Below are 23,775 nucleotides of genomic sequence, written 5' to 3' on the forward strand. Positions count from 1 at the left end.
TGCCGGCGCACCGGCGCCAGATGGTATCGCCGCTACATGCGCGCGGGTGGGCCGGGAGTCAAGTTTGCGGCGGCGCCCCGGCGGCCATCGGCCGGGCCTCAATCACCACGAAAGCCTGCGCCCAGGGATGATCATCCGTCAGGCTGACATGCACCACCGCCTCATGCCCAGGCGGTGTCATACCCGCCAGACGCTCCGCCGCCCAGCCGGTCAGATGCATCACGGGCTGCCCCGTCGCCAGATTGGATACCGCCATGTCGCGCCAGGAGATGCCCATGCGCAGCCCCGTCCCCAGCGCCTTGGAGCAGGCCTCTTTCGCCGCCCAGCGTTTCGCATAGGTTGCGGCCTCAGCCCGGCTGCGCCGCGCCGCCTTGGCCTGTTCGCGCGGCGTGAACACGCGGTCGCGAAACCTGTCGCCATGCCGCTCCAGCACGGCGGCAATGCGGTCGATATTGGCCAGATCGGTGCCAACGCCGAGGATCATCGCCACCCTCGGACCGCGAATCCCTTCAAAGGAATTTGCAAAATTCTCACAAAAACTCTGGTGCCCGGCGTCACGCGCGCGCCTCGTCCATGCGGCGGCGCATTTCCTCGATGGCGGGGCCAAGCCCCATATAGATCGCTTCCCCAATCAGGAAATGGCCGATGTTCAGCTCGGCCAGTTCAGGCATGGCCGCGACCGGGGCCACGTTGTCATAAGTCAGCCCGTGTCCGGCATGGACCTCCAGCCCCAGACTGGCCGCCAGGCGCGCACCCTCGCGCAGTGCCGCAAGCTCGGCTTCCGCCTCGGCCATCCGCCCTTCGGCATGGAGGTCAGAGTAATGGCCGGTATGCAGTTCGACCACGGCAGCGCCGATCCGGGCAGAAGCCTCGATCTGGCGCGGATCATGGCCGATGAACATGCTGACCCGGCATCCTGCGGAGGCCAGTGGGGCAATATATTGCGTCAGCCGCGCCTCGTCGCCTGCCACATCCAGCCCGCCCTCGGTCGTGCGCTCCTCACGTCGTTCCGGCACCAGACAGACGGCATGTGGCTTCAGCCGCAGCACGATCGCCTGCATCTCGTCCGTTGCCGCACATTCGAAGTTGAGCGGAATGCCGATACCGGCGCGCAACGCATCCATATCGGCGTCGCGGATGTGACGACGATCTTCGCGCAGATGTGCCGTGATCCCGTCGGCCCCCGCCGCCTCGGCAAGAAGCGCCGCGCGCAGCGGGTCCGGCCAGGCCGAGCCGCGCGCATTGCGCACCGTCGCCACATGGTCGATGTTCACACCCAGCCGCAATTTGCCCGAAGTCATCATGCCTCTCCTTGCCATCGGCGGCACCTTAGGCTGCGCCGGGCGTGTCGTCATCCCCTGATGAGGGCGTTTTCCCTGCGGCACGCCGCGCAGGAAGAAGGCCCTTCATCGCCTTCCGCCGCTCTGCCCCTTCGCGCAGCCGTGCGGCACGCAGTTTCTGATAGGCGTTGATCAGCGGCAGGGTCAGGTAATAGCCCGCGGCGCTGGCCGCCAGCCCGGGGAGGATCGACCCCACAGTGTAGGGCCAGAAGATGAACCAGAAGAAGTTTTCCAGCTTGTCCCAATGCGCCACGTCGCCGGTGAAGATGGCACTGAAATTGTGCCAGAGCTGCACCCCGGCCTCGGTAAAGGCGGCATAGACCGTCATAAAGGTCATCGGGGCCTCGATGCCCAGCATCCAGTGGCCCAGCTTCAGGCACAGCATGGCGATGAAGGGCGTCGTGAGCGGATTGGAGATGAAGGTCGCCAGCAGTGCGGCAACGATATTGCCCCGGATCATCCAGGCCAGGCCCGCTGCCAGCAGCATCTGAAGTCCGAAGACCGGCGGGAAATTCACGAAGGTTCCGGCAAAGATGCCGCGGGCGATGCGGTGCGGCTGATCCGGCAGGCGGCGCATCCGGTGCAGCACATACTGGATTGACCTGCGGATGCCCCCGCGCGGATAGACCAGATCGCGGACGATCTGTGCGTAGCTTCTTGGATTGCGCCGTTTGAAGACCACGCCCCCGCCTTTCCCGGCTTGCTCAGGGCTTCCGGCCCAGATCCCTGTAGCGCGAAACCTGCGCCACGTCGCTTTCCGCCTCAAGGGCGGTCATGACCATATGCAGGTGCTCGACATCCCGCAAATCCACATCGACCAGCAGGCGGAAGAAATCCGGCTTGCGGTCGACGAAGTTCAGATCGGAGATATTGGCCTTCTGCTCGCCAATCAAGGTGCAGATCCGCCCCAATACGCCCGCGTCATTGGCAATGGTGACATCCAGCGTCACGGTATTCACCGCCGCATGGCGCCCGCTTTGCCAGCGCAGGTCGATCCAGCGTTCCGGCTGCTCCTCGTATTCGGCAAGCGCCGGGCAGTCGATGGCATGGATCACCACGCCCTGCCCGCGATAGGTGATGCCCACGATCCGTTCGCCCGGAACCGGCTGGCAGCAGGGCGCACGGCGATAGCTCTGGTCGGCCGTCAGGCCCTGAACCGGGCGCTGCACATCCACCTCGTCGGGCTGCGCGGTCTGCAATTCGGGGTAAAGCGTTTCCAGAACCTTGCGCGCCGTCGTCTCGGCCGAACCGATCTGGGCCAGAAGCTCGGTTTCATCGGGCAGGCCCATCATGCGCGCGGCGGTACGCAGCGCCTTGTCCGACACCCGCTTACCCGCGTGATCGAAGGCCACACGCGCCAGTTCCAGCCCCAGCTTGACGAACCTGCCGCGATCATCTTCGCGCAGGCCGCGCCGGATGGCCGCCTTGGCGCGGCCCGTCGCCACCAGATCGACCCAGGCGGCCTGCGGACGCTGGCCTTCGGCGGTGATGATCTCGACCGACTGGCCGTTCTTCAGCCGCGTCCACAGCGGCACGCGGATGCCATCAACCTTGGCGGAAACCGTGGAATTGCCAATCCGCGTGTGGATCGCATAGGCAAAATCCAGCGGCGTCGCACCGCGCGGCAACTGGATCACATCGCCCTTGGGCGTGAAGCAGAACACCTGATCGGTGTACATTTCCAGCTTCACATTCTCCATGAAGTCGTCGTGATCTTCCTCGCCCAGACGCTCGGTCAGGGCGGCCACCCATTTCGCCGGATCGACCGCGAACGGGTTCTGGACCCGCACCCCCTCGCGGTAGGACCAATGCGCGGCGACGCCCGATTCGTTGACCTCATGCATCTGGCGGGTGCGGATCTGCACTTCGACCCGCTTGCCGTCACGCCCCGAAACCGTGGTATGGATCGAGCGATAGCCGTTGGATTTCGGCTGGCTGATGTAATCCTTGAATCGCCCCGGCACCGCGCGCCAGCGCTGATGGATCACGCCAAGAATGCGGTAGCAGTCCGCCTCGGAGGCGCAGATGACGCGGAAGCCGTAGATGTCGGACAGACGCGAGAAGGCCAGATCCTTCTCCTGCATCTTGCGCCAGACGCTGTAAGGCTTTTTCGCGCGGCCATAGACATCGGCCTCGATCTGCGCCTTTTCCAGTTCGTTGCGGATATCGGCGGTGATCTTGTGCACCACATCCCCGGCCTCGCGTTGCAACGCGATGAAGCGGCGGATGATCGAATTGCGCGCCTCGGGGTTGAGAACCCGAAAGGCGAGATCTTCCAGCTCCTCGCGCATCCACTGCATCCCCATCCGGCCGGCGAGGGGCGCGAAAATTTCCATCGTCTCGCGCGCCTTCTGCACCTGCTTGTCAGGGCGCATGCTCTTGATGGTGCGCATGTTGTGCAGCCGGTCGGCCAGCTTCACCAGAATGACCCGCAGGTCGCGCGACATGGCGACGAACAGCTTGCGGAAATTCTCGGCCTGCTTCGACTCGGTCGAGGTCAGTTGCAGATTGGTCAGCTTGGTGACGCCATCCACCAGTTCGGCGACTTCCTCGCCGAATTTGGCGGCGATATCGCCATAGCTGGCCTTGGTATCCTCGATCGTGTCGTGAAGCAGTGCCGTGACCAGCGTCGAATCATCCAGACGCTGTTCGGTCAGAATGGCGGCCACGGCCACCGGATGCGTGAAATAGGGCTCGCCCGACTTGCGGAACTGCCCTTCATGCATGGCCTTGCCATAGGCATAAGCCGTGCGGATCAGATCGGCATTGGTGCGCGGATTGTAGTTGCGGACGAGGGCAATCAGATCCTCGACGTCGATCATGCTGCCCTGCCCGCCTGTATCTGCCCGCCGATCAGCGGTCGCCTTGCGCTTCCATCAGGGCGCGCAGCAACTTTTCTTCCGACATGTCGTCCTGCGCCGGGCGGTCGACCATCTCGCCATTGCCCATGAGCATGGCCATCTGGTCGTCTTCCGGCTCGTCCACCTCGATCTGGGTCTGGTGGCTTTCGATCATCCGCTCGCGCAGATTTTCGGCCGACTGGGTTTCCTCGGCGATTTCGCGCAGCGCCACGACAGGATTCTTGTCGTTGTCACGCTCGACGGTCAGAACCCCGCCCGAAGCAATCTCGCGGGCGCGATGCGCGGCCAGCATCACCAGTTCGAACCGGTTGGGAACCTTGTCAACGCAATCTTCGACCGTCACGCGGGCCATGGGTGTCTCCGTCAAGGATGGGGCATGGAACGGTCTCTTTAAGCCCAAGTTTGCCCCTTGACAAGAGAGGATCGTCCGAGGCGCCCAAGGTCAAATCACCGTGATATCCGCCAGATCCCCGGCGGGCAGCCGCGCCAGCATCTGCCGCACGTTCTGCCCCAGTAACGGATGCAGCCAGTCGGGCGCCACATCGGCCAGCGGCACCAGCACGAAGCCCCGGTCCTGCATGCGCGGATGCGGCAGGATCAGGCGGTCCGGGGCCTGCCGGGCCTGATCTTCCGGCGGCAGGTCGCGCCAGGCCGCCTGCGTCGCGGCATCCGGCAGCACCTGCGTGCCCATCGCCAGCAGATCCAGATCCAGCGTCCGCCCGCCCCAGCGCGTCACCCGCTCGCGGCCGAACCGCGCCTCGACCGCATGCAGGGTCGCCAGCACCTCCGCCGCAGTCCTGTCCCCGCAGTCCAGCACCGCCGCAGCATTCACATAATCCGGTCCGGCCCCCGCCGGAAAGCACGGCGTCCTGTAGAACCGGCTGACCGCTGTCGGTGGCAGACCGCATCGCGCAAGCTCTGCAAGTGCTGCGCGCAAAACCTCAACCACAGGGAGATTTTCGGCAGGAAGATTTCCGCCCAATGCAATCAGAGCTTGATTTGCCTTTATCATATTCAATGATAGTCTCTTAAGTATAGGTTGTGCAAATCGCGGACAGCTTGGTATCGATTATCGTTTCCCGCGGCAGCCTGCCGGACAGCCTTACCTGTTTACACGTTGTTTGCGCGAGACATTTGAGGGGAAAATGATATGTTTTACAAGGACGAACGGCTTGCGCTGTTCATAGACGGATCAAACCTTTATGCGGCGACCAAGGCGCTCGGGTTTGATATCGACTACAAGCTTCTGCGGCAGGAGTTCATGCGCCGGGGCAAGCTTTTGCGGGCCTTCTACTACACCGCGCTGCTGGAAAACGACGACTATTCGCCGATCCGGCCGCTGGTGGACTGGCTGCACTACAACGGCTTCACCATGGTCACCAAACCGGCCAAGGAATATACCGACAGCCAGGGGCGCCGCAAGGTCAAGGGCAACATGGATATCGAGCTGACCGTGAACGCCATGGAACTGGCGCCGCGCGTTGATCATATCGTGCTGTTCTCGGGCGATGGCGATTTCCGGCCGCTGGTGGAAAGCCTGCAACGTCAGGGCGTTCGCGTCTCGGTCGTCTCGACCATCCGCAGCCAGCCGCCGATGATCGCCGATGAACTGCGCCGTCAGGCCGACAATTTCATCGAGCTGGATGAACTGCGCGAAGTGATCGGCCGCCCCCCGCGCGAGCCGCGCGCGGTTGAACGCGAGGATCTGCCGCAAGCCAGCGGCCAGTGACACGGCTCCGGCCCCCTCCCCAGAAGGGTGGCCGGTCTCCTGCCCGGATCTGACACCCGTGTTCCTCGCCCTCGCCGGCCTTATGCTGGCCGCCTTTCTGGCGGCCACGCCCCTGCCGATGCAATCGGAAGCCGTTTTCGTGGGTCTGCAACTGGCAGGCTCTGCCCCGGTTGTGCCGATGATCCTGCTGGCCGGTCTGGCCAATACCGCAGGCTCCGCCGTGACCTGGGCCATGGGGCGCGGAGCGCGCACGCTGGAACACCGTCTGCGCCTGCCTGCCGAAAAGCTCGCCCGAGCCGAAGTCTGGTATCGGCGCTGGGGCAAGCTGAGCCTCCTGATCAGCTGGGCGCCGCTCGGCGATGTGATCTGTCTGCTGGCCGGGGCCTTCCGCGTGCCGCTGTGGCAGTTCCTGCTGATCGTCGGTTTTGCCAAGACAGCGCGCTATGCGGTTCTTGCCGGTCTGACCGCCGGCGTCATCTCCTGGGGCTGGACGTGATGGAGGGCTGGACCTGAGCCGTCCGAGGGCTTAGCTGGAAGCCAGACGCGAACGAGGCCCCCGATGACCGACCCGAAGCCGCCGCTGACCCTTTACCTTGCCGCCCCGCGCGGCTTTTGCGCGGGTGTGGACCGCGCCATCAAGATCGTCGAGATCGCGCTTCAGAAATGGGGCGCCCCGGTCTATGTGCGGCACGAGATCGTGCACAACAAATTCGTGGTCGACGGGCTGAAGGCGCTCGGCGCCGTTTTCGTCGAGGAACTGGACGAGGTGCCCGACGACCGTCCCGTCATCTTTTCTGCCCATGGCGTGCCCAAATCGGTCCCGGCCGCTGCGCAGGCACGCGAGATGATCTGGGTCGATGCCACCTGCCCCCTGGTCAGTAAGGTGCATATCGAGGCTGAACGGCATCATGAAAACGGTCTCCAGATGATCATGATCGGTCATGCGGGCCACCCGGAAACCATCGGCACCATGGGGCAACTGCCCGCGGGCGAAGTTCTGTTGGTGGAAACTGTTGCCGATGTGGCCGAGGTTCACCCGCGCGATCCCGAAAAGCTCGCCTTCATCACCCAGACCACGCTGTCGGTGGATGATACCACCGACATCATCGCGGCACTGCGAGCGCGGTTTCCGGCCATCATCGGGCCGCATAAGGAAGACATCTGCTATGCCACCACCAACCGGCAGGCCAGCGTCAAGGCCATTGCCGGGCAGATCGACGCGCTTCTGGTGATCGGGGCTCCCAATTCCTCGAACTCGCGGCGTCTGGTGGAGGTGGGCCGCGCCAATGGCTGCGCCTATGCCCAACTGGTGCAGCGTGCCACCGACATCGACTGGCGCGCGCTGGAGGGCATCCGCGCCGTTGGCATCACCGCAGGTGCCAGCGCCCCCGAGGTGCTGGTGAACGAGGTCATTGATGCCTTCCGGGCACGGTTCGACACCACGGTCGAACTGGTGGAAACCGCGAAGGAGCATGTGGAGTTCAAGGTGCCCCGCATCCTGCGCATGGCCGAGTGAACCCGCATCCAAGGGCTTGCCACCACCGCGCGAGTGCCTAGTCTGTCGCAAACAGCGGAGGTTTCCATGTCGCCCGAATTTCTTGTGACCGCTTTCATCGTCTGCATCAGCCCCGGTATCGGCGTGGTCTACACGCTGTCGGTCACCCTTGGCGGCGGATTCCGTGCCGGGATCTGGGCCGCCACCGGCTGCACGCTGGCCACCATCCTGCATATGGTCGTCGCGCTGGCCGGTCTGGCGGCGATCCTGCTGACCAGCGCGGTGCTGTTCCAGACCGTGAAATATGCGGGCGTCGCCTATCTGCTGTGGATGGCCTGGGCGGTCCTGCGCGGACGGGGCGGGATGGATATTGCCCCCGCCGCCCCGGCCAGCACGGCCCGCATCGTCGCGCGCGGGGTGATGCTGAACATCCTCAACCCCAAGCTGCCGCTGTTCTTCGTGGCCTTCCTGCCGCAGTTCCTGCCGACCAGCGGCGCAACGCCGGGACAGATGATCGAACTTGGCCTTGGCTTTGCTGCCATGACCTTCGTGACATTCCTGCTTTACGCCATCATTGCCGCCTCGGGCCGTCGGGCCATTCTGGGCAGTGCACGGGTGATGACGTGGATGCGCCGCGCATTTGCCGTGTCCTTCGCGGGCCTCGGCCTGAAACTGGCCATGGAGCGGGCGGCATGATCCCGCAGCCGGTCGCCGTTCTGGGGCTTCTGGGCCTGACGCCGTTTCTGGCCGGGGCGTCACTGGCGCGCTGGCCGGTGGCGCATCCGCTGCTCGCGATGCTGGCAGATGGCAACCGGATGCTGGTGCATTACGGTGTCGTCATGCTGTGCTTCCTGTCCGGCGCCCTGTGGGGCTTTGCCACACGGGCCGAAGGGCGCGAGGCCTGGGTCGCCTATATCCTTTCGGCCCTGCCCGCGCTCTGGGCCTTTCTGGCGCTGGCGCCGGGGCACCCCTATCCGATCCTTGCCCTGATGGCCGGATATGCCGTGCTGCTGGTGTTCGATTTCTGGTTCTGGAACGAAGGGCTGGCCCCGGCCTGGTGGATGCGGCTGCGGCTCTGGCTCACCGTCGGGGTTCTGGCATCCCTGAGCGCGGCGCTGTAAGGCGGGCGTCCAAGGAAAGGAAACCCGATGCCCCAGCTTTTCGCCTATACCGACGGAGCCTGCTCCGGCAACCCCGGCCCCGGCGGCTGGGGGGTGCTGTTGCTCGCGCGCGAGGGCGAGGTGGTGGTGAAGGAACGCACGCTGAATGGCGGCGAGGCCGATACCACCAACAACCGGATGGAGCTTCTGGCCGCCATTTCCGCGCTGGAGGCGTTGAGCCGTCCCTCCGAAATCATCGTCGTCACCGACAGCGCCTATGTGAAGAACGGTGTCACCGGCTGGATCTTCGGATGGAAGAAGAACGGCTGGAAAACCGCCGATCGCAAGCCGGTGAAAAATGTCGATCTGTGGCAGCGGCTGGACGAGGCGCAGGCACGGCACAAGGTCGAATGGCGCTGGATCAAGGGCCATGCCGGACATGCCGAGAATGAACGCGCCGACGAACTGGCGCGTGAGGGCATGGCCCCCTTCAAGAAACAGGGCGCGGCATGACACTGATCGGGGCGCTGGATCACGCCTCGGTTCTGGTCTTTGCACTGACCGGGGCGCTGGTTGCCAGCCGGGCGCAGCTTGATCTGGTGGGGTTTGTCTTCATCGCCTGCCTGACGGCCCTTGGCGGCGGCACGTTGCGCGATGTGCTCATCAACCGCGAGGCCGTGTTCTGGATCGCCGATCCCGGCATTCTGGCGGTGCCCACCTTGGCCGCCGTTCTGGTATTCTTCACCGCGCATCTTCTGGAAAGCCGCTACAAGGCGCTCCTCTGGCTTGATGCCTTCGCGCTGGCCGTGGCGGTGCCTGCGGGCGTGGCCGTGGCGCTGGATGCCGGGCTGGGCTGGCCGGTCGTCATCCTGATGGGGGTCGCCACCGGCTGCATGGGCGGCCTCATGCGCGATGTGGTGTGCAACGAGGTGCCGCTGGTGCTGAAACAGGGCGAGCTTTACGTCACCGCCGCCTTCGCGGGTGCGCTGGCTGCCGTGGCTCTGGCAGGCATGGGTCGTGAAACCGCACTGATCGGCTGCGCCGCGGCCACTTTCGTTCTGCGGGCCGGATCGGTGGCGCTGGGATGGCGCCTGCCGGTCTATCGTCCCCGTCCGCCGCGCGACGGTTTGCGCTGAGGCTTTTCCTTTACAATCCTGTGGCTATGATCGGCACATGGCCCGCAGAAAGATCATCCCCGATACTGATGTCTACGCCGAAATCCGGCGCATGATTGCCCGTGATGGCGAACGCGCGGTCTCGTTCCAGACCGTTGCCCGCGCCACCGGGCTTGCCGCGCCGACGCTGGTGCAGCGCTTCGGATCGCGCGAGGCGATGGTGCACAGCGCCCTGGCCGCCGGGTGGGAGGCGCTGGAGGCCGCAACCGAAGCCGCCGAAGCCGACGCGCCGCTGAACGCCAAGGGGGCGCAGGCCTTCCTCAAGGCTCTGGGGGCCGATACGCCGGAAGCGGCCGACCTGTCTCATCTGGCTGCCGATTTCCGCGATCCGGTGCTGCGGGACCGCGCCGACCGCTGGCGTCAGCGGGTCGAAACCGCCATTGCCCTGCGTCTGGGTGGCGGCGCCAAAGCACAAGAGGCCGCCGCGCTGCTGTTTGCGGCATGGCAGGGCCAAAGGCTCTGGCAACCGGCAGGTGGCAAGGGGTTCCGCCTGAAGGACGCGGTCAAACGGCTCAGCGGCTGAAGCGCTGCCACAGCCAGATCAGCGCCATCGCGCCCGCCACGGCCAGCACGAACATCAGGCCCGAACTTGCCAGCCGCGTCAGCAGCCGCACGATGACCCAGGCCAACCCGGCGCCGACCGTGCCGATGAACACGGTGGTCGGTACATCAGCCTGCACGCGCATGAAGCGGGTGGCAAGAAACCCTGCCGCCGCGCCGACGATCAGGATAAGCAGAAAGTTCATGGCCATGCCTCGCAGCGGATCATCCGGCCTCAGCTTGGCGCAAGGGCCAGCCCATGTCCATGCCACAGCCCATGGCCCCCGCGATACATGCGAAATCCGCCGCCGTCAGTTCACGCAGGCCATAGCGGAAAGCCATGCCCCAGGACGCAAGCCCCCGCGTCAGGTCAAGCCGGTCCAGCAACAGGCGGATCGGCGCAGGCCGGGCCTCGCGCCACAGCATCCGGCGCCGGAACGGATGAAAACCACCGCCCATATCCACCTGCCAGCTGTCACCGTCCGCCACCCGCCCCAGCGCAGTGAAGGCCTGCAATGGCGCCCCGCCGGTAAAACGATCCCGCGGGCTGTAGATCACCACCCCGTCGCCCGGACGCATCCGGCGCAACGGGGCCACCTTGCCATGGCAGGTCTGGACAATACCCAGTGCGCGCCCGGTGGCCGCATGATCGGCAGAGGCGGTGATGACCCAGTATCGTGGCTCTTGATGTGACATGGTTTTCCCCTTTCGGGGACACCCTGCCAGACCCATGCTGACAGAAGCTGTCAGGATCAGTCGACTCTTTCCGGCAAAGTGAAGCCGCGCAGGAAATCCTCGGGCGCCATGGCGCGCTTGCCCTCGCGCTGCGCCAGCGTGATTTCCACCGCGCCGCTGCCGCAAGCGATGCGCAGGCCGCCCAACACCTGCCCCGGTGCGCCCTGCCCTTCGGCCAGACGGCTGTCCAGCAGTTTCACCCGCTCGCCCGCCACCTCGCACCAGGCACCGGGAAAGGGCGAAAGTCCGCGGATCAGCCGATCAACCTCGGCTGCCGGAGCGGACCAGTTCACCCGCGCCTCGGCCTTGTCGATCTTGGCGGCATAGGTCACGCCGTCCTCGGGCTGCGGATCGGGGCGCAGTTCCGCCAGACGGTCCAGCGCCTGAAGGATCAGCTGTGCCCCCATCGTGCTCAGCCGGTCGTGCAGCGCGCCGGTGGTTTCCTCGGGGCCGATCACCGTCGCCTCGCGCAGCAGAACCGGGCCGGTATCCAGCCCCGCCTCCATCTGCATGATGCAGATGCCGGTTTCCGCATCCCCCGCCATGATGGCGCGATGGATCGGCGCCGCCCCACGCCAGCGCGGCAGAAGCGAGGCATGGATGTTCAGGCAGCCATGGCGCGGCGCGTCCAGCACCGCTTGCGGCAGGATCAGCCCATAGGCCACCACCACAGCGACATCGGCACCCAGCGCCGCGAACTCCGCCTGTTCCGCCGCGCCTTTCAGACTGACCGGATGGCGCACCGGAATGCCCAAAGCCTCGGCCCTGGCCTGCACCGGCGAGGGGCGGTCTTTCTTGCCCCGGCCCGCCGGGCGCGGCGGCTGGCTGTAGACACAGAGCACCTCATGCGCCGCTGCCAGCGCCTCCAGCACGGGGACCGAGAAATCGGGCGTCCCCATGAACACGACCTTCATCCGCGCCTCCGCAGCTTTTCTGCTTTTTGCAGCAGCATCTTGCGTTTCAGCGGTTTCAGATGGTCGAAATACATCCGGCCGTTCAGATGGTCGATCTGATGCTGCACCGAGGTCGCCCAGAGGTTCACGAAATCGCGCTCCTCCATCTCGCCTTGCGCATTCACGAACCGCACCGTCACCGCGCGCGGGCGGCTGATGACGGCAGACACACCGGGCAGGTTGGGGCTGGCTTCCTCGTGCTCACGGAACTGCACGCTGGCATGCAGCACCTCGGGATTGGCCATCAGCACGACCTTGCCACGCTCTTCGCTGCAATCCACCACGGCGAGCCGTTGCATCACGCCGATCTGCGGCGCGCCAAGGCCATAGCCCGGCATTGCCTCCATCGTGTCCACCATGTCGCGCCAGATCGCGCGCACCTCGTCGGTGATCGCCTCCACCTGGGCGGCGACCGTTTGCAGGCGCTTGTCGGGCCAGGGGATGCAGCGGCGGGCGGTCATGTCTCATACTCCGCCAGCGCTCGTGCGCGGGCTTCAGGGGAAACGCGGTCGAAAATCACGATCCCGTCCAGATGGTCGAATTCATGCTGGGCGCAGATCGCGTCGAAATCATGCAACTCCTGTTCGTGCAGCTTACCGTCCAGCCCGGTCCAGCGCAGCCGGATCGCCTGCGCTCGGCGCACCTGCATGGTGACGCCAGGGATGGACAGGCAGCCCTCCGGCCCCTCGGCACGGGTGTCTGACATCCACAGAATATCGGGGTCGATGCAGACGCGCGGGCTGCGGGTGCCTTCCTTCCAGGTGGTGTCCATTACGAAGATGCGCCGCAGCACCCCGACCTGCGGTGCTGCCAGCCCTCGCCCAGGCGCAGCGTACATCGTCTCCAGCATGTCGGCGGCCAGACGCGCCGTCGCATCGTCCACCGGACCCACCGGCATGCAGCGGGTCGCCAACCGCACATCGGGCCAGCGCAGGATCGGCAGAACGGTCATTCAGCCCTGCCGCGCGCGTTCGCGCTTCAGCTTTTCCATCTTGCGCGTGATCATCTGCCGCTTCAGCGGGCCCAGAAAATCAATGAACAGCTTGCCGTTCAGATGGTCGATTTCGTGCTGCACACAGGTCGCCCAGAGATCGGAAAACTCTTCCTCCTGCGCGCTGCCATCCAGCGCGGTCCATGCGACACGCACACGGGCCGGGCGCGCGACCTCGGCATATTGCTCGGGGATCGACAGGCAGCCCTCTTCGTAGGTCGACAGATCCTCGGAGGCCCATGTAACCTCGGGATTGATCATCACCAGCGGGCGCGGCTCATCCGGCGCCTTGGCGCAATCCAGCACAATCACCCGGCGCATCACACCGATCTGCGGCGCAGCCAGCCCGATGCCCGGCGCATCATACATGGTTTCCAGCATGTCCTCGGCCAGCGCCGCAAGATCGGGCGTGATTTCGGTGACAGGCTCGCAGGTCTTTTTCAGACGCGGATCGGGATGAATAAGGATGGGGCGCTTCATGGCTCTGATTTACGCGCAGTCCGCCCGCCGCGCAACCATGGCAAAGGGAGGTCGTGATGCGAAGCGGGTGCCCGCCCGCCCTTCATGCAGAACAATGCCCATCATTCGCATGATGATTGAGAATATTTCCCGACATGCAACATCAGTCCGCAACATATGATCACTTCAAAGCGATGGATTGCCCGTTCCTCCCACCCGGCCTAGTCTGCCCCGCAAGACCGCCCGAACGGAAGGAAACCGCATGAGCACCGCCCCGAACTTTGACGAGATCATCAACCGCCACGGCACCCATTCCGTGAAATGGGACATGATGGAAAAGCTCTATGGCGTGTCGGCCTCGGAAGGGATCGCCATGTGGGTCGCGGACATGGAGTTCCGCCCGCCGCATTGCGTGCAGAAGGCCGTCGAGGACATGGCCGCCCATGGCCTTTACGGCTATTACGGCGATGACCGCGCTTATCTGGAGTCGATCCGCTGGTGGATGGCACATCGCCATGGCTGGGAGGTTCCGGCCGAGGCGATCTTTACCACCCATGGCCTTGTGAACGGCACCGCCCTTTGCGTCGATGCCTTCACCGCGCCCGGTGATGGCGTGGTGCTGATGAGCCCGGTCTATCACGCCTTCGCCCGCGTCATCCGCGCCGCCGGGCGCGAGGTAGTGGAATGCCCGCTGAAGACCGAGGCCGGGCGCTATGTCTTTGACACCGCCGACTGGGAGGCGCGGATCACGCCGCGCACGAAGATGTTCGTGCTCTGCTCGCCCCACAATCCCGGCGGCCGGGTCTGGAGCGTGGCGGAATTGCAGGCCATCGCCGCTTTCTGCGAAAAGCATGACCTGATCCTCGTCTCCGACGAGATCCATCACGATCTGGTCTATCCGGGCCACAAACATACCGTGATGCCGCTGGCCGCACCGGGCATCGTGGACCGGCTGGTCGTCATGTCGGCCACCACCAAGACCTTCAACATCGCGGGGTCGCATTCCGGCAATGTGATCATCCTCAACCCGGAACTTCGGACACGCTTCGCCGCGCGGATGAATGCGCTCGGGATTTCGGCCAATTCCTTCGGTCTGTTCATGGCGACCGCCGCCTACAGCGCCGAGGGCGCGGCCTGGGTCGATGCGCTGATGGCCTATCTGGACGGGAACCGCCGCCTGTTCGACGAGGGCGTGAACGCGATTCCGGGTCTTGCCTCGATGAAACTGGAAGCCACCTATCTGGCCTGGGTCGATTTCGCGGGCACCGGCATGGCCCCGGCCGAATTCATTGCCCGTGTCGAAAAGGGCGCGAAGATCGCCACCAACCACGGCGCGAGCTTCGGTCTGGGCGGCGACAACTTCCTGCGCTTCAACCTGGCCGCCCCCCGCGCTCAGGTGGCCGAGGCGGTGGCGCGTCTGCAAGCGGCCTTCGCCGATCTGCAATAAGGCTCAGGCGCGGCGGCCTAGCGGGATGATCTCGGGGGCCGTCGCATGCCAGGGGGTGCCAGCCCAGTCGCCCCACCATTCGTCGACCTCAAGCCCCGCCGCCGCGATCTGCGCGGCGATTTCCGCCTGCGGGGCGAAGGCGATGCGGCATTCGGCCCGCTGCGCCGGTTGCCCCTCGGGCTGGTAGAAGGTCCAGTAAGTAACGATGCCGGTCGCCGCATCGTGGGAAACATCGTTCCACACCCGCACATCGCCTGCCTGCGGATGAGTAAACCGGCTTTCTGATCGTTCGGGCACCCAGTCGCGCCATTCCTCGCACACCGGGTTGCGGCTGTCGAAGAGGAAGCGCCCGCCGGGGCGCAGGTGGCGGGCAATGCCACCCAGCACGGCGGCGCGGTCTTCCGCCGTCAGAAAGACCTGAAAGGCATGGCCGGTCAGGATCACCAGATCGAAGCTTTCTCCCAGATCAAGCTTCCGCGCATCGCCCTGAACCCAATGCACCCTGTCGCCGCCGGGCCTGCTGCGCGCCACCTCCAGCATGGCCTCCGCCGGATCGACCCCGACGACACGCGGCACGCTTTCCGCAATCGCTGCCGCAACCATGCCGGTGCCACAGCCCAGATCCAGCACCGAGGCGCAGCCCCGCGCCAGCCGCAGACAGGCCGCACTGTCGGCGGCCCAGCCGTTTTCATGGTCATAGAACCGCGTGAAAGCGGGATCGTGATACAGCGCTTCCGGCCCGGTCAGCGCCACGGCAGATAGCCGGAGGGCGCGTTCTCGTCGCGCGGATAATCCAGCGGCGGCGTTTCGCTGACACGATTGCTGCGTTTGAAGGTGCAGACAAGACGCCCGTTCTCGACCTGCGCCGCGACGATCAGCCCTTGAAGGATATGGCGCGCGCCATCATAGACATCGACCATCCCACGCAGGCGGGGCACTTTGGCCGCATCCAGCACCATTGCCTCTTCACTGAGGCTCAGCACCGGAAAGACCGCCTCGCCCAGTTGAACCCGCAACCGGCTGCGCCGCGCCCTGCGCGACTGTGCAAGGGCAAATCCCTCGCGAAGTTCCTGTGGCAGAAATTCCAGCATGGCGTTCCTCCCGTCGCCGTCTCTCGATCATTACGCTGCCAGAAGTGATTGACAACAAGGCAACAACCGACATTTGCGAAACAATTCCGCCATCGTGGGCCGCAAGACACGACGCGCACTCGGAATGGTTGCGCTTGGGCGCCAAATCGGCCATCCCTGCGGGCCGGAGGTGCGGGAATGGCAGAAGCTCAGGCAGATCACGGGGGCGGAATCGACGCGGCGGCGCGGCGGTTCAGCGGCGCGCGCGCCGATTGGCTGGACCTGTCGACCGGCATCAACCCCAACCCCTTCCCGCTGCCCGCCCTGCCCTCTGACGCCTGGACCGCGCTGCCTGACCAGACGGCGCTGGACCGGCTGATTGCGGCGGCACGGCAGGTCTGGTCGGTGCCGGACGGAGCTGCGGTTCTGGCCGTCTCCGGTGCCTCGGCCCCCATTGCGCTGGTGCCGCATCTGCGGTCTGCGGGCCGCGTGCATATCCCCGGCCCGACCTACAACGAACATGCCCGCGCCTTCCGTGCGGCCGGGTGGGAGGTGGTCGATACCGGCGCCACTGCGCAGGTTCTGGTGCATCCGAACAATCCCGATGGCCGCTTTCACGCGGCGCCCGGCGCGCTGCCACTGACGGTGATCGACGAAAGCTTCTGCGACATCGCGCCCGACCGCAGCCTGATCCATCTGGCCACCCGCCCCGGCACACTGGTGCTGAAAAGCTTTGGCAAGTTCTGGGGGCTGGCCGGGCTGCGGCTCGGTTTTGTCATCGGCGATCCCGAACTGATCGGGGCGCTTTCGCAGCGGCTCGGGCCATGGCCCGTCTCCGGCCCCGCGCTGGAAATCGGCGCCGCCGCGCTGGAAGATACCGAATGGGCCGAGACCACCCGCCTGCGGCTTTTGCGTGACGCGGCGCGGCTCGACGCCCTGGTGCGCGCGCCGCTGGTGGGTGGCACGCCGCTGTTCCGGCTTTACGAGGTCGATGACGCCGCCCGCTGGCAGGAGGCTCTGGCAGAGCGGCAGATCTGGAGCCGGATTTTTCCCTACTCCCGCCGCTGGCTGCGGCTGGGCCTGCCCCCGGCGACAGGGTGGGACCGTCTCGCCGCCGCATTGCAAGGGCTTCACGCATGAGCGCGGCGCTGCTGGTCCCCGCCATGCTGCTGGACGCCGCGCTGGGCGAGCCGAAAGCGCTGTGGAACCGCTTTCCGCATCCCGCCGTTCTGATGGGCCGCGCGGTCGGGAAGCTGGACCATGCCCTGAACAAGGGCCGGATGCGGCGCGCGCGTGGCATCCTTGCCATGGCCCTGCTGGCCGGGGGCGGCTGGCTGCTGGGCCTGCTGATCTCCGCGCTGCCGGACGCCGGCCTGATCGAAGTGCTGGTGGTCGCGATTCTTCTGGCCCAGCGCAGTCTGGTCGATCACGTCCGCGCGGTCGGGGATGGCCTGCGACACTCGCTTCCCGAGGGGCGGCGCATGGTGGCGCGGATCGTCGGGCGTGACACCGCCACGATGGATGCCCCTGCCGTTGCGCGTGCCGCCATCGAAAGCGCGGCTGAAAACCTGTCGGATGGCGTCATTGCGCCGCTGTTCTGGTATCTGGTCGCGGGCCTTCCGGGCCTGCTGCTTTACAAGATCACCAATACCGCCGACAGCATGATTGGCCATCGCACCCCACGGCACGAAGCCTTCGGCTGGGCTGCTGCGCGCTTCGACGATCTGCTGAACCTGATCCCCGCACGGCTGACCGCCTTCCTGCTGGCGCTGGCGCATTGGCGGCCCGATGCGACGCGGATCATCCTGCGTGACGCCCCGCTGCACCGTTCCCCCAATGCAGGCTGGCCTGAGGCGGCGATGGCCGTGGTTTTGGGCATCGCCCTCTCGGGTCCGCGCAGCTATCACGGCGAGATGCGCGATTTCCCCTGGGTCCATTCGGAAGGCCGTCGCGACCCCGGCCCGGCGGAAATCGAGGCGGCCTGTGACGCTCTCTGGCGGGCGTGGGCAGCCATGCTGGCCGTTGCGGTGCTGCTGGCGCTGTTCTGACAGGGGCGCGATACGGCCTTCAGGCTTGCAGCCAGGGCCAATGCCAGAGCAGCCCGGCGCGCAGCACCCTTTTCCCCGGAATCGGCATGTTTGCGCAGTTATGCACAGAAGATTTGCCCTGAAAGTTCTTTACAGGCTTCCCCTTTGGCGACACCATATCTAGTAAGGGGCCACAAAGTGTTCCGCAGTTACCTGCCTGAACCACATGAGGTTGTGGGGCGAAGCTAACACAAGCAGTGAATGAGGTCAGGGATGTCGCTCGCAGAAGATTTCTTGGTGCATGATGACCTGCACCCGATCGACATGGCCGAAACGCTTGCAGCAGACCATGCCTGGGAATTCGACCGCCTGACCGACAACCAGATCGCCATGTCGGTTGAAGGGTTGTGGCGTACCTATTCGCTGACGCTTGCCTGGTCGCCGCAGGACGAGGAGTTGCGGCTCATCTGCACCTTCGAGATGGAGCCGCCCGCCCCGCGCCTGCCCGCACTTTACGATGTGCTGAACCGCTGCAACGATCAGGTCTGGGCCGGTGCCTTCACCTTCTGGGCCGAACAGCAACTGATGGTCTGGCGTTATGGCCTGTCGCTGGCAGGCGGCCAATATGCGGGCAGCGAACAGATCGGCCGCATGATCGAGGCGGCCATCACCGCCTGCGAACGCTATTACCCGGCCTTCCAGCTGGTTGTCTGGGGCGAGCGTGACCCGGCCGAAGCGATGGGCGTTGCCATGGCCGAAGCTTACGGCCGCGCCTGAACCACCCCAAACCGGCCATTGCCCCCGTCCGTCCGGCTGCCTAAGCTGCGCCCGAACATGGGCAAGACGCGGGGGATGCGATGCTGGATCGGGTGAAGGACCGGGGGCTTGTGCTGCTGGGATGCGGCAAGATGGGCTCCGCCATGCTGGAAGGCTGGCTGGCGCAGGGCGTGCCCCCCGGTTCAGTCCATGTGATCGAGCCCTATCCTTCGGACTGGCTGAAATCCACCGGGGTTCACCTGAACGAACCTCTGCCCGCCGCTCCTGCCATCGTGTTGCTCGCGGTGAAGCCGCAGATGATGGGCGCCGCGCTGCCGCAGGTCGTGGCTCTGGGGGGCGGTGACACGCTGTTCCTCTCCATCGCCGCAGGCACCACCATCGCCAGTTTTGAGGAAACCTTCGGCGCCGCGACACCGATCATCCGCGCCATGCCGAACACCCCCGCCGCCGTGGGACGCGGCATCAGCGCGATCACCGGCAACCCGCGCGCGACCGAGGCCGATCTGCAACTGGCCGAGGCGCTGCTCTCCGCCGTGGGTCAGGTTGTGCGGCTGGAAGGCGAACATCAGATGGATGCCGTTACCGCCGTCTCCGGCTCCGGCCCTGCCTATGTCTTTCACCTGATCGAGGCGCTTGCGACAGCGGGTGAGGCCGAGGGCCTGCCCGCCCCCCTCTCCATGCAGCTTGCCCGCGCCACGGTCTGCGGTGCGGGTGAACTGGCTCAGCAATCGCCGGAAACCGCCAGCCAGCTGCGGATCAACGTCACCTCCCCCGGCGGCACCACGGCCGCCGCGCTGGCGGTGCTGATGGATGCCGAAACCGGCTTCCCGCCCCTGTTGCGGCGCGCAGTGAAGGCAGCGGCGGATCGCGGGCGGGAACTGGGCAAATGACGATCACCTATGACGATTTCACCAGGGTCGACATCCGCGTCGGCGTGATCACCCGCGCGGAACCCTTTCCCGAGGCGCGCAAGCCCGCCATCAAGCTCTGGGTCGATTTCGGGGCGGAGATCGGCGAGAAGCGCTCCTCCGCGCAGATCACCGTGCATTACAAGCCCGAAGAGCTGATCGGCCGTCAGGTGCTGGCGGTGGTGAACTTCCCGCCGCGCCAGATCGGCCCGGTGAAATCCGAGGTGCTGGTGCTGGGCGTCCCCGATGCGGCGGGCGAGGTCGTGCTGATCGGGCCGGGGCATGACGTGCCACTGGGCGGGCGGCTGTTCTGATGCGGCTGCTGATCACCCGCCCGTTGCCCGACAAGGTCATGCAGGCCGCCCGCACCCGGTTCGACGTGACCGCGCGGGAAAGCACCCTCCCGCTGACGCCCGAAGAACTGCGCGCCTCGCTGCGTGACTTCGATCTGGTGCTGCCGACACTGGGCGATCTTTACGCGGCGCCCGTCTTTGCCGATGTACCGAAGCCCCGCGCGCGGCTCCTGGCCAATTTCGGCGTGGGCTACAACCACATCGACGTGGCCGCTGCCCGCACCGCTGGCCTTGCCGTGACAAATACCCCCGGCGCCGTGACCGATGCCACCGCCGACATTGCGCTGACGCTGATCCTGATGACCGCCCGCCGCGCCGCCGAAGGTGAACGGCTGGTGCGTTCGGGCCAGTGGCAGGGCTGGCATCCGGTGCAGATGCTGGGCCTGCATGTGACCGGAAAGCGCGTCGGGATCATCGGGATGGGCCGCATCGGCCGCGCCATCGCCCGGCGCTGCCATTTCGGCTTCGGGATGGAGGTGGTGTTCCATAACCGCTCGGTCACCGATCCCGGCCTGCCCGCCCGTCAGGTGCCGCTGGCCGAGGCGATGGCCGCCGATGTCGTGGTGATCGCCGTGCCAGGCGGCCCCGCCACCCGGCATCTGATCGGTGCCGAGGCGCTGGCCGCGATGCAGCCCCATGCCATCCTCGTCAATATCGCGCGCGGCGATGTGGTGGACGAGGCGGCGCTGATCGCGGCGCTGGAACAGAGCCGGATCGCCGGTGCCGGGCTGGATGTCTACGAACGCGAGCCGCTGGTGCCCGAGGCGCTGCGCGTGCTCGATACCGTGACGCTGCTGCCGCATCTGGGTACCGCCGCGCTGGAAGTGCGCGAGGCGATGGGGATGATGGCGCTCGACAACATCATCGCCTTCGCGGAAGGCCGCGCCCTGCCCAACGCCGTCGCATGATCCTGTCGCGCGGGCGCCGCTTCATCTTTATCCATATACCAAAGACCGGCGGCACCGCGCTTGCCCTCGCACTGGAAGCGCGGGCGATGAAAGATGACATCCTGATCGGCGACACGCCCAAGGCCCGCGCCCGAAAAGGCCGCTGGCAGGGGGTGCAAAGTCACGGGCGGCTCTGGAAACACTCGACGCTGGCCGATATCGCAGGTCTTGCGAGCGACGATGAAATCGCCAGTTTCTTCACCTTCACACTGATCCGAAACCCGTGGGACCGTGCCGTCAGCTATTACCACTGGCTGCGCGGCCAGAGCTTCACCCATCCGGCGGTGAGCCTTGCGCAATGCCTTGATTTCACCGCTTTCACCGCGCATCCGCAAACCCGGGCGGCCTTCCGCGCCAGCCCCGCCCGCAGCTACCTGACCGACCGCTTCGGACAGGAACACGCCTCGGCCTATGTGCGGCTCGAACATCTGACAGAAGACCTTGCCCCGGTCGAAGCACATCTGGGCTTCCGCCTCGGCCCCCTCCCCCAAGCCAACGGAAGCAGCCGCGCCCGGGACTGGCGCGGCTATTTCACCGATGATACCGCCCAGATGATCGCCACCGACAGCGCCGAGGATATCGCCCGCTTCGGCTATTGCTTCGATCCCTAAGCCGCTTTCATCTTGGCAAAAATATCCCGCGGGGGTCCGGGGGCGCGAAGCCCCCGGTGCCACCTCAGGCCGCCTGGGCGGTGGCGCCGGGATAGAAGCTCTGCCCCTTCGCCGCCATGTCCCGCAGCAGTTTCGGCGCTGCAAAGCGCGCGCCGAAACGCTCGGTCAGCCCGTCACAGATTTCGACCGCGCGCGCAGCCCCGAGGATGTCCAGCCAGCCAAACGGCCCGCCCGACCAGGGCGCAAAGCCCCAACCGAGGATCGCCCCCACATCGCCCTCACGGATGTCGGTCAGCACACCTTCCTCCAGCGCCCGCACAGCTTCCAGCACCTGCGCCATCAGCAGACGATGCTGCACCTCGGCCAGTTCCGGCTGGGCTTCCGCCATCGGATAGCGCGCTTCCAGCCCGTCCCACAGGCCCAGACGCTCGCCCTTGTCAGAATAGGCGTAGAAGCCCGCATTGGCCTTGCGCCCCATGCGGCCCTGATCAGCCATCCAGAAGATCACCTCGTCCACCGCCCCGTCGGGATAGGCGTCGCCCATCGCCGCCTTCGTCGCCTTGGCAATCTTCGCCCCCAGATCAATCGAAGTCTCGTCCACCAGTTGCAGCGGCCCCAGCGGCATGCCGACGAGCTTTGCCGCATTCTCCACCAGCGCCGGTTCCACCCCTTCGGCCACCATGCGGATGCCTTCGTTGATATAGGGGATGATGCAGCGATTGGCGTAGAAGAAGCGCGCGTCATTCACCACGATCGGGGTCTTGCGGATCTGGCGCACGAAATCCAGCGCCTTGGCCACGGCGCGGTCACCCGTCGCCTTGCCGCGGATGATCTCGACGAGCATCATCTTGTCGACGGGCGAGAAGAAGTGGATGCCGATGAACTGTTCCGGCCGCTGGCTGGCCTTCGCCAGCGAGGAGATCGGCAGGGTGGAGGTATTGGTGGCAAAGATACAATCGGCACCAACGACGGCCTCGACCTTCGCGGTGACCTCGGCCTTGACCTTCGGATCTTCGAACACGGCCTCGACGATCAGGTCGCAGCCCGCAAGCGCCGCATAATCGGCTGTGGCGGTGATGCGGCCCAGCACTTCGGCCTTTTTCTCTGCGGTGACCTTGCCGCGCTTCATCCCCTTGTCGAGCAGGTTTTCCGAATGGGCGCGGCCGCGCTCCGCCGCCTCTTGCGTCGCGTCGATCAGCACGACCCCGATCCCGGCATTGGCGGCGACATAGGCGATGCCCGCCCCCATCATCCCTGCGCCGATCACGCCGAGCTTCGCCACCTTCTGATCCGGCACCTGCGGGCGGTTAGCGCCTTTCTCCAGTGCCTCCTTGTTGATGAACAGGCTGCGGATCATTGCGGTGGCCGAGGGGTTCATCAGAACAGAGGTGAACTGCCGGGCCTCGATCTTCAGCGCGGTGTCAAAAGGCACCAGCGCACCTTCGTAAACCGCGCTCAGCAGCGCCTTGGCGGCGGGGTAAACCCCTTGGGTCTTGCCGTTCACCATGGCCGAGGCGCCGACGAAGGTCATGAAGCCCTGCGCGCTGTAGGGCGAACCGCCGGGCATCTTGTAGCCCTTGGCATCCCAGGGTTTCACCAGATCGGCGTCGGTCGCGTTCAGCACCCAGTCCTTCGCGCGGGCGAGCAGTTCCTCGGGCGCGACCACCTCGTCCACGATCCCGGCGGCCTTGGCCTTCTTCGGATCGCTCAGCTTGCCTTCCAGCAGGAAGGGCGCCGCGATCATGGCGCCCATCTTGCGCACCAGCCGCGTGGTGCCACCGGCGCCGGGGAAGATGCCGACCATGATTTCCGGCAGGCCGATCTTGGCCTTCGGATTGTCGGCGGCGAAGATACGGTGGCAGGACAGCGGCAATTCCAGCCCGATGCCCAGCGCCGTGCCCGGCAGCGCCGCCGCGATGGGCTTGCCGCCCTTCAGGGTCTTGGGGTCCATGCCTGCGCGTTCGATCTTGCGCAGGATGCCGTGCATGTTCATCACGCCGTCAAAGATCGCCTGTGCGCCCCCGGCCCGCATGCCGGCGATGACATTCAGATCCATCCCCCCGGCGAAATCCTTCTTGCCGGAGGTGATGACGATCCCCTTCACGCCCGGATCGGCAAGGGCGGCATCGACAAGGGCATTCAGCGTGGCGAAGCCCTCCATCGACATGACGTTCATGCTTTTGCCCGGAACGTCCCAGGTGATGACGGCAACGCCGTCGCTGTCGGTCGTGCTGGTGAAATCGGTCATCGTGTTCCT

At 65.7% G+C, this 23,775-nt stretch carries 31 protein-coding genes; 16 read left to right on the plus strand and 15 right to left on the minus strand.

The genetic code is table 11. The features are described 5' to 3' along the window. Positions 1-58: 58 nt before the first annotated feature. The 6 genes from acpS to folK all read right to left on the minus strand — a co-directional run bounded on the left by acpS (position 59) and on the right by folK (position 5,213). The gene (acpS, locus tag IE126_RS04300) at positions 59-484 is read right to left on the minus strand and encodes a holo-ACP synthase (protein WP_054300774.1); all 426 of its coding nucleotides are present in this window, start codon (positions 482-484) and stop codon (positions 59-61) included. A gap of 70 nt (positions 485-554) precedes the next feature. Then, a complete protein-coding gene (locus tag IE126_RS04305; RefSeq protein ID WP_108128126.1) occupies positions 555-1,304 on the minus strand; it encodes a pyridoxine 5'-phosphate synthase in 750 nt (249 codons plus the stop codon). 25 nt (positions 1,305-1,329) lie between these two features. Continuing rightward, positions 1,330-2,022, minus strand: coding sequence for a DUF2062 domain-containing protein (locus IE126_RS04310; protein ID WP_108128125.1), 693 nt, complete (start codon positions 2,020-2,022; stop codon positions 1,330-1,332). Between the two features lie 22 nt (positions 2,023-2,044). Next, entirely contained in the window at positions 2,045-4,162 is a 2,118-nt protein-coding gene (locus IE126_RS04315; protein ID WP_054300776.1) for a RelA/SpoT family protein, read from the minus strand. Positions 4,163-4,193: 31 nt separating this feature from the next. Continuing rightward, positions 4,194-4,553, minus strand: a complete 360-nt coding sequence (gene rpoZ, locus IE126_RS04320; RefSeq protein WP_054300777.1) for a DNA-directed RNA polymerase subunit omega — start codon at positions 4,551-4,553, stop codon at positions 4,194-4,196. Between the two features lie 90 nt (positions 4,554-4,643). After that, positions 4,644-5,213, minus strand: a complete 570-nt coding sequence (gene folK / locus IE126_RS04325) for a 2-amino-4-hydroxy-6-hydroxymethyldihydropteridine diphosphokinase (protein WP_189380353.1) — start codon at positions 5,211-5,213, stop codon at positions 4,644-4,646. A gap of 138 nt (positions 5,214-5,351) precedes the next feature. Here folK and IE126_RS04330 point away from each other — a divergent pair, with 138 nt between their 5' ends. The 8 genes from IE126_RS04330 to IE126_RS04365 all read left to right on the plus strand — a co-directional run bounded on the left by IE126_RS04330 (position 5,352) and on the right by IE126_RS04365 (position 10,223). Further along, positions 5,352-5,930, plus strand: coding sequence for a LabA-like NYN domain-containing protein (locus IE126_RS04330; protein ID WP_189380252.1), 579 nt, complete (start codon positions 5,352-5,354; stop codon positions 5,928-5,930). Positions 5,931-5,988: 58 nt separating this feature from the next. Beyond that, positions 5,989-6,426, plus strand: a complete 438-nt coding sequence (locus IE126_RS04335; RefSeq protein ID WP_229825217.1) for a YqaA family protein — start codon at positions 5,989-5,991, stop codon at positions 6,424-6,426. Positions 6,427-6,489: 63 nt separating this feature from the next. Further along, positions 6,490-7,446: a 4-hydroxy-3-methylbut-2-enyl diphosphate reductase gene (gene ispH, locus IE126_RS04340; RefSeq protein ID WP_054300781.1), complete on the plus strand. Its 957-nt coding sequence runs from the start codon at positions 6,490-6,492 to the stop codon at positions 7,444-7,446. Between the two features lie 66 nt (positions 7,447-7,512). Continuing rightward, a complete protein-coding gene (locus tag IE126_RS04345; protein ID WP_108128122.1) occupies positions 7,513-8,121 on the plus strand; it encodes a LysE family translocator in 609 nt (202 codons plus the stop codon). Further along, positions 8,118-8,546: a DUF3429 domain-containing protein gene (locus IE126_RS04350; RefSeq protein WP_054300783.1), complete on the plus strand. Its 429-nt coding sequence runs from the start codon at positions 8,118-8,120 to the stop codon at positions 8,544-8,546. Before IE126_RS04345 ends, IE126_RS04350 begins: the two co-directional genes overlap by 4 nt. A 27-nt stretch (positions 8,547-8,573) precedes the next feature. After that, complete coding sequence (rnhA, locus tag IE126_RS04355; RefSeq protein WP_108128120.1) at positions 8,574-9,038, plus strand: ribonuclease HI; 465 nt, start codon at positions 8,574-8,576, stop codon at positions 9,036-9,038. After that, on the plus strand, positions 9,035-9,661 hold the full coding sequence (locus IE126_RS04360) for a trimeric intracellular cation channel family protein (RefSeq protein WP_189380253.1): 627 nt from the start codon (positions 9,035-9,037) through the stop codon (positions 9,659-9,661). Before rnhA ends, IE126_RS04360 begins: the two co-directional genes overlap by 4 nt. Before the next feature lie 37 nt (positions 9,662-9,698). Continuing rightward, the gene (locus IE126_RS04365) at positions 9,699-10,223 is read left to right on the plus strand and encodes a TetR family transcriptional regulator (protein WP_054300786.1); all 525 of its coding nucleotides are present in this window, start codon (positions 9,699-9,701) and stop codon (positions 10,221-10,223) included. Here IE126_RS04365 and IE126_RS04370 read toward each other — a convergent pair. From IE126_RS04370 to def (IE126_RS04395), 6 genes are read right to left on the minus strand one after another with little or no spacing between them, the layout of a single operon-like run. Further along, positions 10,213-10,446, minus strand: a complete 234-nt coding sequence (locus tag IE126_RS04370; protein ID WP_054300883.1) for a hypothetical protein — start codon at positions 10,444-10,446, stop codon at positions 10,213-10,215. The two genes, IE126_RS04365 and IE126_RS04370, sit on opposite strands and share 11 nt — an antisense overlap. A 19-nt stretch (positions 10,447-10,465) precedes the next feature. Next, positions 10,466-10,936: an EVE domain-containing protein gene (locus tag IE126_RS04375; RefSeq protein WP_054300787.1), complete on the minus strand. Its 471-nt coding sequence runs from the start codon at positions 10,934-10,936 to the stop codon at positions 10,466-10,468. Between the two features lie 56 nt (positions 10,937-10,992). Further along, positions 10,993-11,889, minus strand: a complete 897-nt coding sequence (gene fmt, locus IE126_RS04380; RefSeq protein WP_189380254.1) for a methionyl-tRNA formyltransferase — start codon at positions 11,887-11,889, stop codon at positions 10,993-10,995. Next, complete coding sequence (gene def, locus IE126_RS04385; RefSeq protein ID WP_189380255.1) at positions 11,886-12,389, minus strand: peptide deformylase; 504 nt, start codon at positions 12,387-12,389, stop codon at positions 11,886-11,888. The genes fmt and def (IE126_RS04385) overlap by 4 nt, the downstream gene beginning before the upstream one ends. Next, complete coding sequence (gene def / locus IE126_RS04390; protein WP_108128115.1) at positions 12,386-12,880, minus strand: peptide deformylase; 495 nt, start codon at positions 12,878-12,880, stop codon at positions 12,386-12,388. Before def (IE126_RS04390) ends, def (IE126_RS04385) begins: the two co-directional genes overlap by 4 nt. Next, positions 12,881-13,399 carry a peptide deformylase gene (def, locus tag IE126_RS04395; RefSeq protein WP_054300791.1) on the minus strand — a complete coding sequence of 173 codons (519 nt, stop codon included), beginning with the start codon at positions 13,397-13,399 and terminating at the stop codon, positions 12,881-12,883. Positions 13,400-13,640: 241 nt separating this feature from the next. Here def (IE126_RS04395) and IE126_RS04400 point away from each other — a divergent pair, with 241 nt between their 5' ends. Continuing rightward, positions 13,641-14,825 (plus strand): MalY/PatB family protein, encoded by a 1,185-nt coding sequence (locus IE126_RS04400; protein ID WP_189380256.1) that lies wholly within the window; start codon positions 13,641-13,643, stop codon positions 14,823-14,825. A 3-nt stretch (positions 14,826-14,828) separates the two neighbouring features. Here IE126_RS04400 and IE126_RS04405 read toward each other — a convergent pair whose 3' ends face one another. Both IE126_RS04405 and IE126_RS04410 read right to left on the minus strand, forming a co-directional pair. Continuing rightward, positions 14,829-15,578: a class I SAM-dependent methyltransferase gene (locus IE126_RS04405; RefSeq protein ID WP_229825219.1), complete on the minus strand. Its 750-nt coding sequence runs from the start codon at positions 15,576-15,578 to the stop codon at positions 14,829-14,831. Continuing rightward, entirely contained in the window at positions 15,569-15,916 is a 348-nt protein-coding gene (locus tag IE126_RS04410; RefSeq protein WP_054300793.1) for a hypothetical protein, read from the minus strand. The genes IE126_RS04405 and IE126_RS04410 overlap by 10 nt, the downstream gene beginning before the upstream one ends. 177 nt (positions 15,917-16,093) lie before the next feature. On the opposite strand from IE126_RS04410, the gene IE126_RS04415 reads away from it, so the two are divergent. The 7 genes from IE126_RS04415 (at position 16,094) to IE126_RS04445 (ending at position 21,518) form a co-directional block, all read left to right on the plus strand. Continuing rightward, a complete protein-coding gene (locus IE126_RS04415; protein WP_189380257.1) occupies positions 16,094-17,035 on the plus strand; it encodes a threonine-phosphate decarboxylase in 942 nt (313 codons plus the stop codon). Continuing rightward, the gene (cbiB, locus tag IE126_RS04420) at positions 17,032-17,943 is read left to right on the plus strand and encodes an adenosylcobinamide-phosphate synthase CbiB (RefSeq protein ID WP_189380258.1); all 912 of its coding nucleotides are present in this window, start codon (positions 17,032-17,034) and stop codon (positions 17,941-17,943) included. Before IE126_RS04415 ends, cbiB begins: the two co-directional genes overlap by 4 nt. Before the next feature lie 252 nt (positions 17,944-18,195). Next, a complete protein-coding gene (locus IE126_RS04425) occupies positions 18,196-18,699 on the plus strand; it encodes a type III secretion system chaperone family protein (RefSeq protein ID WP_054300796.1) in 504 nt (167 codons plus the stop codon). A gap of 80 nt (positions 18,700-18,779) precedes the next feature. After that, positions 18,780-19,589: a pyrroline-5-carboxylate reductase gene (gene proC / locus IE126_RS04430; RefSeq protein ID WP_189380259.1), complete on the plus strand. Its 810-nt coding sequence runs from the start codon at positions 18,780-18,782 to the stop codon at positions 19,587-19,589. Further along, positions 19,586-19,921 (plus strand): tRNA-binding protein, encoded by a 336-nt coding sequence (locus IE126_RS04435; protein ID WP_054300798.1) that lies wholly within the window; start codon positions 19,586-19,588, stop codon positions 19,919-19,921. Before proC ends, IE126_RS04435 begins: the two co-directional genes overlap by 4 nt. Next, a complete protein-coding gene (locus IE126_RS04440; protein WP_189380260.1) occupies positions 19,921-20,868 on the plus strand; it encodes a 2-hydroxyacid dehydrogenase in 948 nt (315 codons plus the stop codon). Before IE126_RS04435 ends, IE126_RS04440 begins: the two co-directional genes overlap by 1 nt. Further along, the gene (locus tag IE126_RS04445; protein ID WP_189380261.1) at positions 20,865-21,518 is read left to right on the plus strand and encodes a sulfotransferase family 2 domain-containing protein; all 654 of its coding nucleotides are present in this window, start codon (positions 20,865-20,867) and stop codon (positions 21,516-21,518) included. The genes IE126_RS04440 and IE126_RS04445 overlap by 4 nt, the downstream gene beginning before the upstream one ends. 64 nt (positions 21,519-21,582) lie before the next feature. Here IE126_RS04445 and IE126_RS04450 read toward each other — a convergent pair whose 3' ends face one another. Next, entirely contained in the window at positions 21,583-23,766 is a 2,184-nt protein-coding gene (locus IE126_RS04450) for a 3-hydroxyacyl-CoA dehydrogenase NAD-binding domain-containing protein (RefSeq protein WP_189380262.1), read from the minus strand. Positions 23,767-23,775: the final 9 nt, after the last annotated feature.

This window comes from Gemmobacter nanjingensis, assembly GCF_014652195.1.
In the GTDB taxonomy this organism is placed as follows: Bacteria; Pseudomonadota; Alphaproteobacteria; order Rhodobacterales; family Rhodobacteraceae; genus Gemmobacter; species Gemmobacter caeni.